Here is a 12,996-nt window from a genome sequence, read left to right on the forward strand (position 1 = left end):
TCCTCATATACTCGTTGTTATCGCATCGCATTAAATAGATACAAGTTTAGTTTATGTTTGGCTGATAAGAAGGTGTTGGGTACCATGCCTATAGGTCCTCGGTGACTTTTTCGTAATCACTTTGTTTCCCTGTGAATGGTATGGCGCTTTAGACGTGGCGAGTATTTTCTCAGTTCTAGTCGCTCGGGATGATTCCGCTTGTTTTTGGATGTGATATAGTTGCGATCTCCAGTTTCCGTGCATTGCAGGGTAACGTTCACGCGCATAGATGTCAGCCTCCTCTTTTTTGGTTATACTGTCGTCTCGATAACAGCATCTGCTGTCGGGAGTGGATCGGGCAGCTTACTCCAGTCCGCCTCGTATTCCTCATCGTTCAGGAGACATGCATCGAGACGCTTCACGATTTGCTCCTGGTTTAGATCAATCCCGATAAAGACAAGCTCTGTCGTTCGATCCCCATGTACAGGATGCCATGTTTGCTGCCAGTCCGGCTCCTCTGACAGAATGGCTTGTTGCTCTTCTGCCGATAACGCTGCCGTCCAATAGCCTGCCGTTCCGATTTCGATGGATGGCCCCGCCTGACTGAGTGACATCGCCACGTCATTTCGTGTCGCCAACCAGAAAAAGCCTTTGGCACGCACGATTTCTTCTGGCCAATCCTCTAACCACTTTTCAAAACGGGCTGGATGAAACGGTCTGCGACTGCGATAAACGAAGGAAGAAATTCCGTACTCGTCCGTCTCAGGTGTATGCACTTCCTTTTGCAGCTCAGCAATCCATCCCGCTGATTGACTGGCAGTCTCGAAGTCGAACAAATGGGTATTCAAAATTTCTTGCGGGTCCACCTGCCCACGAACAGCGCGGATGAAGCGAGCCTTTGGCTGTAGCTTGCGTAGAACGGCTTCCAGTTGTATCAAATCGTCAGGAGCGACACGATCGCATTTGTTCAGGATCAACACATCACAGAATTCAATCTGGTCGATCAAAAGATCGGCGACCTCCCGGGTATCCTCTTCGCCAACTGCCTGCCCTCTGTCCAAAAGGTTTTCGCCGGAAGAAAAGTCATGCCAGAAGCGGTACGCATCCACTACGGTTACCATCGTGTCCAGACGGCATAAGGACGACAAATTAATGCCATTTTCTTCGTCTACGTATGTGAAAGTCTGAGCGACAGGAACCGGCTCGCCTACTCCCGTCGATTCAATCAGTATGTAGTCATACCGTCCTTCCAAGGCCAGACGCTCTACCTCCGTCAGCAAATCTTCTCGCAAGGTGCAGCAAATGCAGCCATTCGACAGCTCTACGACCTTTTCGTCCACGCGTGAAAGACCACTGCCTGAGAGAATAAGAGAGGCGTCTACGTTTACTTCGCTCAAGTCGTTGACGATCACGGCGACTCGTAGCCCATCCCGATTGTTTAGGACGTGGTTCAGCAGTGTGGTTTTGCCTGCTCCCAGGTACCCGCTCAGAACTGTGACGGGGATTTTATTTTCGTTTTTGTTCATGCTAGTTTCTCCTTTTCAGCTTCCTCAAAACGTAATTATTACGATTTGTTGGTTATCATAACGCACCCAAACACCTGAAGTCAATATAAAACGTAATTATTACGATTTAATTAAAATGAAAAGACCTTGAAAGGAATCCTTCCAAGGCCTTCCCAGGAAACATGAAGTTATTAATGGTTATTTTCCTTTGTACTGCGTTATAGGACTGGAATTTCTCTTTATCTGCCTGTAGGTTTCCACTTCCAAACTATTTTGGCATACTCTACAAACATGTAACTTAGACCACCTTCGAGGTCGGAGGTCTCTGTTCTGATATATTCACCTTGCCCAAGTAGTTTTCCTGAAATCATTAGTGTGTAAATATACCCCTCTCGTTCACCATCTAATTTGATTATCAGTATAGAAGAATCGTCTTTGATTCTTGTGAAGAAAGGAAGAAAACAATCAATTCCTCTCACGGCATTTATCTGAATGTTGAGTGATTCACTTAATTGAAGAAATTCTTGTTTATATTTTTCAAATTCCCCTTCCATGTTAAGAGCCCCCCAGCGCTTTTTAGCATCTCATGACCCATACTACAAAAAAATCAGCCAGATTTCACTCTGACTGATTTCCTCCACGCCTGCTCCACTATTGTTTTTTCGCCTTATTCATCCCAACCGCTTCACCATAAGCCCCAATGACTGGCTGGTACGCCTGACGATCATTCAATTTCCCCTGCTCGACGACTGGCTGCGGGCGATTTTCTTTCCACGTAAGCTGACTGTACACATGACCTGTTGCAGTCGGCATTGTAACGAGGATGTCTTTCACTTGATCAGCATTGCCATCCGTGATGGCGAGCTTCGGAAGAATACCGCTGTCGCGTTTCCCTACAGAGCTAAACGTCTGCTGATTATCCTTCCCTTCGCGAACCACGATGCGCAAGTTATGAGCCGTCTGATTCATCGATACGCCCATCTTATCACCTACGAGCAAAATAAGATCCTTGATGTTGTCTCCGGTCACGTCTGCATACTTCGTATCAAGGACAAAGGTACTGTCGCTGCCCATACTGAACCCGCTATTGATCGTCACATCTGGTGACGGCATATTGTCCCAGTCTGCTTTTTGAACTGTTACCTGTAAGAGCTGCGGCTGTTTATTGACGATGTTCCACACACTGGTCGCCACTGCCAGACGATCCTCCGTATTCAGCCCATGCAAGGTTTGCTTGCCCATGTAACGCAGGTTGCCCTTGGCATCCCGGAATGGTACCAGCTCTACCAGCTTTTGCGTATACCCATTGGTTGCCTTTTGCAGCTTTCCATTGGCATGATAAATTCCTTGCTTCACGTACGTAGCCTTATTGTCCGATATATCTACTGTACTCGTCGCTTTTGTTTTTGTATTCGTTACTTTTGCCACAAATCCATCGGCAAATTGTATGGTGAACGGGATATTTTGCTCGGGTTGCAATAAGACTACCGGCGCGTACGCTTGCGATTGGGTGCCGCTTGCTTGAACCGAGTCAGCCCCAACGCCCGAAGCCATGAGAACCGCACTGCTGCAAAGAACTGCCGCCATCGTTTTGTGCCATGCTTTCATCCTATTCTCCTCCTTCGTATAGATAACATCCAACTCCTATCCTACATTTTTAAACGAATTTGCTAGGTCAATTGTTGCTAGTAAAATGTTCCCTGTTCTCTCGCACTTTTTTCCTGTATAAGGGAGCTTAGAACATGTTCGCTTGTTCTTGAAAAGCTCGAAAACGGGTTTTTTTACCGTTTTGCAACAATTTTGCGGGATGGGCAAGCTACAATATAGTCAAATGGATGCAGCAACAGAAAGGAACATTTGAAATGAAAAAGGCTTGGCTCGTAACGACAGCACTCTGCGCCTCGCTTGTTAGCGGTTGTGGACTCACAGATACCCCCAACGAATTGATGCGCGCCCCGTCAGCAGACGGCGATCAAAAATCGATCAATCAGGCCGTCATGCAATTTTTGCCGGCTGGGTCACAATTATCTGTTCCTCTTCATCCCGCAGAAGCCAGTGCCGTCTCCCTACAGGATCTAAACGGGGATGGGGTTGCAGAGGTCGTCGCTTTTTACAAAACCGAAAAAACCGATTACGAAATCGGTGTGCTTGTGCTTACCCAAAAGCAAGGAAACTGGGAAAAGCTCTCCTCCTTCACTGGTGTCGGCAGCGAATTGGACTACGTCTCCTTTCAAGATCTCACTGAGGACAAAATTCCGGAAATGCTGATTGGAATGGGAGGCGGCGAAGATTTGAACAAGGAGCTCTCCGTTTATTCGCTAGCGAATAATATGACCCAGGAATTGATGAAGCAGCCCTATTCCATTATGGCAGTTGGCGATTTGACAGGAGATGACCACGCGGATCTCGCTCTCGTTGTTCTCGATAAAAATAACTTCACATCCAAAGCGGAGCTGTATGGGGCGGCGAATGGCACAATCGCCAAAAAGACAGAGATAGCCCTTGACGGATATGTGAATGGTTACTATCAGGCTATCATCGGAAAAGCATCGCCAACCCGAAACGGACTATTTATTGATGCTGGATTAGGTGCTCACTCTGCTTCCACTGAACTACTCCTCTGGGACAATGGACAACTGTCCAACCCTTTGGCAAAAATAGAAGGAGAGATGGATCTGACCTTCAAGCCTTATTCTTTGGAAAGTGAAGATATCAACGGTGATGGCATTATCGAGATCGGCACGAAGATACAACCCGCTGGGACAGAGGATTTGGCCATGGCAGAAATCCCCTGGGTCTCCTCCTATTTCCAATGGGACGGGAAAACGGGCTTGAAGCACATCGAAGATCATTATCAAAATTACACGCAAAGCTTTGACCTCAAGATTCCGGCAAAATGGGGCGAAAAATACACCATCTCCATCAACCATGATACGAATCCGTTTCTCGTCCGATTCCTTTATTACGGTGCGAATGGCAAAAATAAGGCAGAATTACTAACGCTGCAAAGCATTCCACAAAACGAATGGATCAAATTTGAAAGCGGATTGAAGCAAAAGCAAGTTCCCTACATTTTGCTGAAGGAAGAGGGCAAACAAGTCTTGATCGCTATTTTACCGCAAACGACACCTACCCTTGGAAAGGCTGCTCTCGCGGAATATCGATCGATGCAGCTTACCGCTGAAGAAGTTCGTCAGCTCTTCAAACCGATGACAAACCGGGAATAAAGTAAAATAGTATACCCTTATCGAGGAGATTTGCCCTATGAAGGTTTTATTACTGGAAGACGAGAAATCCATCCGGGATTTTGTGCGCATCAATCTCAAGCGCGAGGGCTATGAGGTAATTGAGGCTGAGACCGGAGAAGAGGCACTTGATCTCGCAGATCAACAATCAGACATCGTCATTGCGATTCTCGACGTCATGCTCCCAGGTATTGATGGCTTCGAAGTATGCGGGCAACTGCGAAAAAAATATCCGCGTCTCGGAATTATTATGCTGACGGCCAAAAGCCAGGAGCTGGACAAAGTCATGGGTCTCGAATTCGGAGCAGACGATTACGTCTCCAAGCCGTTTAGCCCAGCGGAATTATTGGCCCGTGTCAAAGCGTTGCATCGCAGATTGACACCCATTCCTGAGGCCGAGGACAAAAATGAAATTAACATTGCCCCCTTCACGCTGTTGCTCGATGAGCGCAAGCTAATTCGGGCCGAACAAGAAATTGACCTCACACCGAAAGAATTCGCCATCATCAAATTACTGGCTGAGAATGCAAACAAAGCCATCAGTCGGGACGAAATTTTAACAGCAGTTTGGGGTCAATTTTTCGTCGGGGACTTAAAAATCGTTGATGTGAATATCCGCCGAATAAGGCAAAAAATCGAGGATGATCCCGCTCATCCAGCTTTCCTGGAGACAGTCTGGGGGTATGGCTACCTGTGGCGAAAGGACGTCCCAGATGAAAGGCATTAAGAGTAGGCTGGTTCTTCATTTCGGCCTGATTCTCCTTCTGATCGTACTGCTCTTGGAAGGACTGTTTTACTGGGCCGTTCATACGTATTACATCGGGACTGCGACCGAAGCATTAGTGACCCGCAGCACGACCTTCACCAATTTTATTAACAAGTACGCCACTGGCTATCGGTTAAAAGACAAAGCACGCTACATTTTGGAGAATGTTTCGAATCAGGAATACGCCAAAATTGAGGTCTTGGACCCAGGAGGAAAAGTCATTCTCAACTCCTACGGCTTTCAGACCAGCGAGATCATCAATACCCCTGACGTCATGGATGCCCTCAAGGGGCAAAGTGGTTTGTACATCGGGAAAAGCCCGCAGTCGCGGGAGCGTGTCATCGCGGTGTCCAATCCGCTTACGTACAGCGGAGAATTTGTAGGCGTTCTGCGGTACACGATCTCCGCTGAACCGCTTTATCAAGCAGTAAATCGCATTGCCTTGTACGGGGCTGGCGTCGGGACAGGCGTAGTCGTCCTCGCTTTTGCGCTCAGCCTGCTCATGGCAAAGCGAATCGTTGACCCTATCGAAGATTTAACGAATGCGGCGAAACAAATGGCGGAAGGAAATTTCGCTGTCCGCGCGCCAAAACGATACGAGGATGAGGTAGGAACCCTCGCGGACACTTTCAATTACATGGCAGCGGAGATTGGGAAGAACGAAAAGCTGAAAAATGACTTCATCTCCTCTGTCTCCCATGAGTTGCGTACCCCACTTACGTCGATTAAAGGATGGGGCGAAACGCTCATTTCGGGTGGTTTAGAAGAGCCTGAAGAGACGATGCTCGGTCTCGAAGTCATCTCCAAGGAGACAGCTCGGTTAATCGGGCTCGTCGAGGAATTGCTCGATTTCTCGAAGTTTCAATCCGGTGAGATGAAATTGTCTCGCGAACGCATGGATGTCCGGGATCTTCTCCATGATTTGCATCTTCAATTTTCAGTACGTGCCAATGCGAAACAAATCGAGTTGAAGCTGGAGACTCCCCCTACCCCACTCATAGTTATGGGAGACGCGAATCGACTCAAGCAAGTATTTGTGAATCTGTTGGACAACGCATTGAAATTCACGCCACAAAACGGCTCTATCGTTATCGCAGCTTCCTTGTCAGGCGATAGGCTCCTTGTCACCGTCACGGATTCTGGTGAAGGCATTAACCCGGAAGACTTGCCGCATGTCACAGAAAAGTTTTTCAAGGGGCGCTCCAAGCTCTCCGGCAGTGGTCTGGGATTGGCGATCTGCAAAGAGATCATTCAACTCCATGCCGGGCGGTTTTCGGTTAGCAGCGCTCTTGGTCAAGGAACATCAATTATGGTGGATTTACCTTTGTTGCCGAATCAATAAGGCAGGAAGAGCGGATGGTTCTCCTGAAGAAAATATGACAAAAAAACTCACCCTTGCCGCATTCTTATGAGGCGTGGATGAGTTTTTTTCTGTTGGAACACGATATTAGAAGCTGTTTTGAATGACCAATTCTTCCAAACCAAAACGGGAAGTGGAATAAGCTTGCACGCTTGCTTTCCCCAAAGTCAGCATGAGTGTTGGCAAATAGCGGGATGGGATGTTCAGCTCTTTAATGAGCGCATCACGGTTGTAGCCACCCATCGGGCACGTATCGTAGCCTTTTGCTTTTGCCGCCAGCATGAGTTGCATCGCTGCATAGGACGAATTACGGATTGCTTCATCACGCGCGATTTCCGGGTTGTTATTGTAAGCCCCTTCGATTTGCGCGATCATGGTCTCACGTACTTGCTCTGTAACATATCCTTTTGCCAATGCTTCATCATAAACAGGACGAGCAGACTTGTAAGCCTCCAGATCGCCGAGAATGATGATGGTAGCGTAAGCATCCACTACTTGCTGCTGATTGTATGCGATTGGGAGCAATTTTTCTTTGATCGCAGGATCGGTCACGACGAGGAAACGCCAATGCTGCAAGTTCCAGGAAGATGGCGCACTTGCTGCGAGACGCAGGATTTCGTTCAGCTCGCCTTGTGGAATTTTTTCATTTGGATCATATTTACGCACGCTGTGACGGGCTTCCATTACCTGTTCAGCGGTAATTTTCAGTTCTGTATTCATAGTTGAATCTCCTCCATACTGTATAGTACGCTGTTAAAAATATACTACTTACTTTATTATCGTTACAAACATTTTGCAATTACTTTTTACAATTCGCTTCATACCCTATTGTTTGGAGGCACTCTCGATGAAATACACGGATAACATTGTCATCGTCACTGGCGGTGGCCAAGGCATCGGACGGGCAGTCGCCACCATGTATGCTGCCGAAGGAGCACATGTCGTTATCGCCGAATACAATCGTGCAGCGGGGGAAGAAACGGCCTCGCTAATCAACGCGACAGAAGCTGTGAAAGGCACGGCACACTTCGAGCACATTGACGTCAGCGTTCCAGCGCAGATCGAACATTTGATGAGAACCGTCGATGAGCGCTGGGGACGGCTCGATGTTTTGATCAACAACGCGGGCTTGTCCGTATGGGAATCTCCCTATGAACTGACCGTCGAAGCATGGGACCATATCTTGAACACCAATTTGCGCAGTGTTTTTCTCGCATCGAGAGAAGCAGCCAAAATCATGCGTCGCCATGGTAGTGGCGCCATCGTTAATCTTTGTTCGACGCGGGCGCACATGTCCGAGCCACACTCGGAGGCATACGCGGCTTCCAAAGGAGGCATTTTATCATTAACACATGCGCTTGGTGTCTCACTCGGCCCCGATGGGATTCGTGTCAACACGATCTCTCCCGGCTGGATTGAACACCGCGATTATGCCGCTCTTCGTCCCGGTGATCATTCCCAGCATCCGGCAGGTCGTGTAGGGACACCCGAAGATATTGCCCGTGCGTGCCTATTTTTGACACAAAAGGACAACGATTTTATTACGGGTACTGAGCTAATTGTAGATGGCGGAATGACCCGCAAGATGATATACGAGCCATAAGCTAAACCAATGTCCTCCCTCTTGAATATGTTGTGCTAACAAGAGAAAAAGGAGGAGTTGTATGCCATTTGAAGAGGAAGACCTCAGAATTCTCGCCCTATGGCTTTTGGCAATCGGGTATCTGATTCTTGCCTTTACCGAATTGGCAGCGCTAGAGTTTTTTTAAAAAAGGAGAGCCGCTCGCTTCCAAACGGAATGAGCGGCTTTTTTCTTGAGTATCGTCTTACCAAGTCACAAAAGGCGGCGAGCCTGGTGCCTGGTGCTGAATTTGTTGCAAAATCGGATAACCGTAGGCGAGAATCACCAGGAAGGCAACGAGTCCGATCCATACAGGCCAACGCTCCAAAATTTTTGGAACCTCTTGCGTTGTCTCTGTCTCGGCAATCGGATATTCTGTATTCCCTTTTGGTGCGTAGAACGTCAGGTACAGCAAGATCAGGATCAAGAGAATCGCAGATACGAACAACAATCCTCCACCGAAAGCCATCACTCGCTGGTAATCCATCCAGCCCAGAGCCAACGGGTGATCCATATACGTTGTGTAGTCTGTACGGCGTGGCGCCCCTTGCAAGCCCATCGTGTGCATGGCGAGCGACATCAAGAACATCCCTACTGCCCAGAATACCGTTTGCACCATTCCCATCCGATTCGCAGTCTTGGTCAACTGCCGTCCAGTCAATGCTGGAATCAGCCAAAAGGTGACACCGAAGAAGGTGAGCGCAACAGCTGCCCCTACCGTGATGTGGAAGTGACCGGTAACCCAAATCGTATTGTGCACGACCGCATTAATCTGGTTACTTGCGTTAATAATACCCCCAGCTCCGCCAGGAATGAAGAACAGCATCCCTACAAATGGAGCAAAGAAACGTACATCTGTCCAAGGCAGTTTTTTGAACCAACCGAAAAGTCCAACTCCGCCTTTTTTACGTCCAGTCGTTTCAAAGATGGCAAACATCGAAAATGCTGTCATCAAAGATGGGATTACAACAATCAGCGTCAGTGTAACGTGGATCATTTTCCATGCCGGTGAGATTCCCGGCTCCATCAATTGGTGGTGGAACCCGACAGGAATCGAGAACAACAGCAGGCAGATAAAAGCGAGTCGACTGAGCGAATCACTGAAAACGTGACCGCCGATGATTCTTGGTAAACATACATACCACGCCATATAAGCAGGCAATAGCCAGAAATAAACGAGCGGGTGACCGAAAAACCAGAACAGCGTACGGCTGAGCATGACATTAATCGTTGGAACCAGCCCGAGTGACCACGGGATGAGTTGGAACAAAACCTCCACCGCTACAGGAATTGTCGCAGTAATCCACAGGATGTAAGTAGTGACCCCCATGTAGAGGAAAAGCGGAGACGTTTTCCCTTTATTTTCGCGTTTCCATTTGCGATAGCTGGCAAAAACTCCGAATCCCGCCAGCCAACTGCCTACTACGAGCAAGGCAGAACCAATGTAAAAGTACGGAGATGCTTTCAGTGGTGCATAGAACGTATAAAGAACAGAGGCTTCATTCATTAGAATGGTGACAACAGCCATCAACGTCCCTAGCGTCATAAGAATCCAACCGGCCCAGCCAAATTTCAGAGCGGCTCCATGCAAGGAACCACCTGTCGTACGGGCAACTCCTGAGAAAATAAATCCGACGATGAAGTACGTGGTAAAAATAAGTGCCATCAACACGCCATGGGCGGTCAAAATTTGATAGTAATTTGTCCAGCTCGGCAGTTCCATGATTCCCCCGCGAACCATGCCCTGTACCATCCCTGCCACGGCTGCCAATCCGAATGCAATATAAGCCACCCACACATAAGCCAAACTAAGTCTTGCCGCAGAACGCTGAACCGGAACATGGGGGAGTGTATCGTCGATCTTCCGTGCGATTACCATAGGATTCACCTACCTTTATTTCACAATAATCGTGGTCGCCATTACCTGATGACCTGCGCCACAGTATTCGTTACAAAGGATCAAATACTCGCCTGGCTCGTCAAACGTGTGTGTCGCCGAGCTGATGTGTCCAGGCAGAACCATGAAGTTAATGTTGGTCTCTGGAATCTGGAATCCGTGAATAACGTCTGGACTCGTGACGTGGAAATTCACCGTTGCGCCAACTGGTATTTCCATCTTGGTCGGAGCGAAGCCGAACGCAAATGCTGTCATGTAAGCATCGTATTCGTTGTCTCCTACCTGTTTCAAGCCTGGTTTATCAAAAGGAGGCGTCTCCGTAACCTTCTCTGGATCAATCATTTCCATATTACTTGGCGGAGCCATCCCCATGGCAAACGCATTGACGCACAACAAAACAATAAATAAGGCCAAACCGCCTGCGCCAAGCATCAACCAGATTTTTTCATATCGATGCAAATGCATAAGTACCCTCCTTTACTTCCTTATTACGCCCTATCCAGGAAAAGCCCGAATACACCCAACCAACCGACTAGAATGATACCTCCGACGATCAGAACCGCGACAAACGTTCCCTTCAAGTCTTCCTGGTTCGTTTGCAGCTTGCTGGATTTTGATTTCTTGCCTTTCTCCGCCTTATCCACTTGCGTCTCCATCGCGCTCTTCTCCTTTCCTAACGTGCCTCGTGGGCGCGGTGTAGTTTTCACGCCTTCATTCTACCGCTGGAACCCCTTGGAAGTAATTCGGGGAAATCCCCTAAAATGTTCCGGGAAACCCCTGATTTCGACTGCTTTATGACCTTTTTCGGACACAGGTTCGACACAAAAAAAGACGACCCCGTATTGGGATCGTCCTTGGACTTATTGTAGCAATCGTTGTTGCCCTGACCAAAAAAAGCTACTCAAAATCCAGCCAGCCCTTCTTAATCGCATACCGCACCAAATCAGGCCGCGTACGCAGGTGGAGCTTTTCCATAATATGCGCTTTATGCGATTCTACCGTCTTGACGGAAACAGTGAGCTGCTCGGCAATTTCCTTATTGCTGAAGCCCTTTGCAATCAAGACCAGCACTTCTTTTTCCCGATCAGTCAGGATGTCGTACTTGGCCTGCTCCTCCCCGTTCTTGACCATTTGCAGAAATTCCTCGATCAGAGATTTCGTCGCAGATGGATACAAATACGCCATGCCCTGATTGACCGAGCGGATCGCCGTGATCAAATCGAGGTCAGGGGCGCTTTTTAAAATATAGCCGGCAGCACCGGCTTGCAGTACCCGAAACAAGTATTCCTCGTCATCATGCATCGTAAGCACGAGCACCTGAATGTCTGGTGCCGTTTCCTTCAGTCTGGCAGTTGCTGTCAAGCCGTTTTCTCCAGGCGGCATGCTCAAATCCATCAAGACAACGTTGGGCCGGACTTCCCATGCTTTTTCACATGCCTCTTTTCCGTCAGCTGCATAGCCGACGACTTCCATGTCCTCCTGGGCGTTGATCAGCATCCCCAGCCCAGAGCGTACAATCGCATGATCATCAGCGATCAAGACGCGAATGGTCATCCTCTACCCCCTCCTTCGGCACCGGAATTCGGACGATCACGGTCGTTCCTTCCTCGGGTGCGGAGCGAATATCAACGGTACCACCAAGCAGCTGGGCACGCTCCTTCATGCCAAACACACCGAGACCTTTGCCGATGTTCAATGTTTTCTCTACTTCAAACCCTACGCCGTCATCTACAATCGTGACGACAATTTCCTTCTCCCTATTCTCGAACATGATTCCCAGATGGCTCGCCTTTGCGTATTTTGCCGTATTGGTCATGGCTTCCTGTACAATCCGGTACAGTGCTGTTTCCATCGCAGCAGAGTATCTGCGTTTCTCCCCCTGAACATGCAGCTCCACCTGGATATGAAACGTCTTTTCCACCCGTTTCATCAACGAACGTAATGCAGGCAGTAAACCGAGATCATCCAGTGCAGATGGGCGCAGCTCCAGCGCCATGCGCTTCACTTCCTCCATCGCCTTGGAAGTCATATTCACCAATTCCGTGACATGCTGCATAACTGGCTCGCTCAATTCTCGTTGTCTGACTACGTTTAGTCCCACTAAAATACTATAAAGCGCCTGCCCTACGCCATCGTGCAGCTCCCGGGCGATGCGCTTTCGTTCTTCTTCTTGTGCTTGGATCGCAAAATTCGTCAGCTTGTACTGGTAGCGCTCTTTTTCCACTCGCTGTTGCGCAGACATATCACGCAAAATCATGACCAGCTTCCCCTGCGATTCATCCTCTAGTCTCGCAGAGCTGGCAGCGACAGGGTAATCCACACCTGATTTCGTTCGGAGCCTCATCTCGAATGAAGGCATTTGCACGCGCTTAAAAAAGCAATCCGTGCAGCTCGTTTCTTCCATACACGTTGCCATACCGAGACACAGCTCGCAAATATGTTTATCCCGAATCAGCTCTTCTTCTGTCCAGCCCGTCATCTGCTCCAACGCAGCATTGGCCTTTACGATTCGTCCCTCATTATCAATTACCAGGATCGCATCGCTAGCGTTGGCAAAGATGGACTGCATCAGGGAAAGCACTTCACTCGACGTACCCATGCGTTCCTCCTTTTGAGACAATCG

The 12,996-nt window shown here is 48.5% G+C and carries 14 protein-coding genes; 4 read left to right on the forward strand and 10 right to left on the reverse strand.

Features of this window, described 5'->3' with window-relative positions; genetic code table 11:
• Positions 1-116: 116 nt before the first annotated feature.
• The 4 genes from rpmG to ASG16_RS02680 all read right to left on the reverse strand — a co-directional run bounded on the left by rpmG (position 117) and on the right by ASG16_RS02680 (position 3,092).
• A complete protein-coding gene (gene rpmG / locus ASG16_RS02665) occupies positions 117-266 on the reverse strand; it encodes a 50S ribosomal protein L33 (RefSeq protein ID WP_056488656.1) in 150 nt (49 codons plus the stop codon).
• A 24-nt stretch (positions 267-290) separates the two neighbouring features.
• Entirely contained in the window at positions 291-1,505 is a 1,215-nt protein-coding gene (locus tag ASG16_RS02670; protein WP_056488654.1) for a GTP-binding protein, read from the reverse strand.
• A gap of 218 nt (positions 1,506-1,723) precedes the next feature.
• Positions 1,724-2,038 carry a hypothetical protein gene (locus ASG16_RS02675; RefSeq protein WP_056488651.1) on the reverse strand — a complete coding sequence of 105 codons (315 nt, stop codon included), beginning with the start codon at positions 2,036-2,038 and terminating at the stop codon, positions 1,724-1,726.
• Between the two features lie 97 nt (positions 2,039-2,135).
• Positions 2,136-3,092 carry a YybI family spore inner coat protein gene (locus ASG16_RS02680; protein WP_056488649.1) on the reverse strand — a complete coding sequence of 319 codons (957 nt, stop codon included), beginning with the start codon at positions 3,090-3,092 and terminating at the stop codon, positions 2,136-2,138.
• A gap of 254 nt (positions 3,093-3,346) precedes the next feature.
• On the opposite strand from ASG16_RS02680, the gene ASG16_RS02685 reads away from it, so the two are divergent.
• Genes ASG16_RS02685 through ASG16_RS02695 form a run of 3 tightly spaced genes read left to right on the forward strand, consistent with a single transcriptional unit; the run spans position 3,347 to position 6,837 of the window.
• Positions 3,347-4,711 carry a hypothetical protein gene (locus tag ASG16_RS02685; protein WP_048036250.1) on the forward strand — a complete coding sequence of 455 codons (1,365 nt, stop codon included), beginning with the start codon at positions 3,347-3,349 and terminating at the stop codon, positions 4,709-4,711.
• 37 nt (positions 4,712-4,748) lie between these two features.
• The gene (locus tag ASG16_RS02690) at positions 4,749-5,456 is read left to right on the forward strand and encodes a response regulator transcription factor (RefSeq protein WP_056488647.1); all 708 of its coding nucleotides are present in this window, start codon (positions 4,749-4,751) and stop codon (positions 5,454-5,456) included.
• Entirely contained in the window at positions 5,443-6,837 is a 1,395-nt protein-coding gene (locus tag ASG16_RS02695; protein ID WP_056488644.1) for a sensor histidine kinase, read from the forward strand. Before ASG16_RS02690 ends, ASG16_RS02695 begins: the two co-directional genes overlap by 14 nt.
• A 105-nt stretch (positions 6,838-6,942) precedes the next feature.
• On the opposite strand, the gene ASG16_RS02700 is transcribed toward ASG16_RS02695, so the two are convergent.
• Positions 6,943-7,575 carry a nitroreductase family protein gene (locus ASG16_RS02700; protein WP_048036139.1) on the reverse strand — a complete coding sequence of 211 codons (633 nt, stop codon included), beginning with the start codon at positions 7,573-7,575 and terminating at the stop codon, positions 6,943-6,945.
• A gap of 127 nt (positions 7,576-7,702) precedes the next feature.
• Between ASG16_RS02700 and ASG16_RS02705 the strand changes: the two genes are divergently transcribed.
• Positions 7,703-8,458 (forward strand): SDR family NAD(P)-dependent oxidoreductase, encoded by a 756-nt coding sequence (locus ASG16_RS02705; RefSeq protein ID WP_056488641.1) that lies wholly within the window; start codon positions 7,703-7,705, stop codon positions 8,456-8,458.
• Positions 8,459-8,681: 223 nt separating this feature from the next.
• Here ASG16_RS02705 and ASG16_RS02710 read toward each other — a convergent pair whose 3' ends face one another.
• The 5 genes from ASG16_RS02710 to ASG16_RS02730 form a co-directional block, all read right to left on the reverse strand.
• Positions 8,682-10,355 carry a b(o/a)3-type cytochrome-c oxidase subunit 1 gene (locus ASG16_RS02710; protein WP_056488637.1) on the reverse strand — a complete coding sequence of 558 codons (1,674 nt, stop codon included), beginning with the start codon at positions 10,353-10,355 and terminating at the stop codon, positions 8,682-8,684.
• A 15-nt stretch (positions 10,356-10,370) separates the two neighbouring features.
• On the reverse strand, positions 10,371-10,838 hold the full coding sequence (locus ASG16_RS02715; protein ID WP_007726119.1) for a cytochrome c oxidase subunit II: 468 nt from the start codon (positions 10,836-10,838) through the stop codon (positions 10,371-10,373).
• A 23-nt stretch (positions 10,839-10,861) separates the two neighbouring features.
• Entirely contained in the window at positions 10,862-11,029 is a 168-nt protein-coding gene (locus ASG16_RS02720) for a hypothetical protein (RefSeq protein ID WP_017247199.1), read from the reverse strand.
• Positions 11,030-11,270: 241 nt separating this feature from the next.
• Positions 11,271-11,927: a response regulator transcription factor gene (locus ASG16_RS02725; protein ID WP_007726116.1), complete on the reverse strand. Its 657-nt coding sequence runs from the start codon at positions 11,925-11,927 to the stop codon at positions 11,271-11,273.
• Entirely contained in the window at positions 11,902-12,972 is a 1,071-nt protein-coding gene (locus tag ASG16_RS02730) for a PAS domain-containing sensor histidine kinase (protein WP_048036136.1), read from the reverse strand. Before ASG16_RS02730 ends, ASG16_RS02725 begins: the two co-directional genes overlap by 26 nt.
• Positions 12,973-12,996 lie beyond the last annotated feature (24 nt).

Source organism: Brevibacillus sp. Leaf182 (assembly GCF_001423865.2).
GTDB lineage: Bacteria > Bacillota > Bacilli > Brevibacillales > Brevibacillaceae > Brevibacillus > Brevibacillus brevis_C.

Coding starts and splice junctions, on each gene's coding strand:
- rpmG (WP_056488656.1), bottom strand. CDS start 266: ATGCGCGTGAACGTTACCCTGCAATGCACGGAAACTGGAGATCGCAAC.
- ASG16_RS02670 (WP_056488654.1), bottom strand. CDS start 1,505: ATGAACAAAAACGAAAATAAAATCCCCGTCACAGTTCTGAGCGGGTAC.
- ASG16_RS02675 (WP_056488651.1), bottom strand. CDS start 2,038: ATGGAAGGGGAATTTGAAAAATATAAACAAGAATTTCTTCAATTAAGT.
- ASG16_RS02680 (WP_056488649.1), bottom strand. CDS start 3,092: ATGAAAGCATGGCACAAAACGATGGCGGCAGTTCTTTGCAGCAGTGCG.
- ASG16_RS02685 (WP_048036250.1), top strand. CDS start 3,347: ATGAAAAAGGCTTGGCTCGTAACGACAGCACTCTGCGCCTCGCTTGTT.
- ASG16_RS02690 (WP_056488647.1), top strand. CDS start 4,749: ATGAAGGTTTTATTACTGGAAGACGAGAAATCCATCCGGGATTTTGTG.
- ASG16_RS02695 (WP_056488644.1), top strand. CDS start 5,443: ATGAAAGGCATTAAGAGTAGGCTGGTTCTTCATTTCGGCCTGATTCTC.
- ASG16_RS02700 (WP_048036139.1), bottom strand. CDS start 7,575: ATGAATACAGAACTGAAAATTACCGCTGAACAGGTAATGGAAGCCCGT.
- ASG16_RS02705 (WP_056488641.1), top strand. CDS start 7,703: ATGAAATACACGGATAACATTGTCATCGTCACTGGCGGTGGCCAAGGC.
- ASG16_RS02710 (WP_056488637.1), bottom strand. CDS start 10,355: ATGGTAATCGCACGGAAGATCGACGATACACTCCCCCATGTTCCGGTT.
- ASG16_RS02715 (WP_007726119.1), bottom strand. CDS start 10,838: ATGCATTTGCATCGATATGAAAAAATCTGGTTGATGCTTGGCGCAGGC.
- ASG16_RS02720 (WP_017247199.1), bottom strand. CDS start 11,029: ATGGAGACGCAAGTGGATAAGGCGGAGAAAGGCAAGAAATCAAAATCC.
- ASG16_RS02725 (WP_007726116.1), bottom strand. CDS start 11,927: ATGACCATTCGCGTCTTGATCGCTGATGATCATGCGATTGTACGCTCT.
- ASG16_RS02730 (WP_048036136.1), bottom strand. CDS start 12,972: ATGGGTACGTCGAGTGAAGTGCTTTCCCTGATGCAGTCCATCTTTGCC.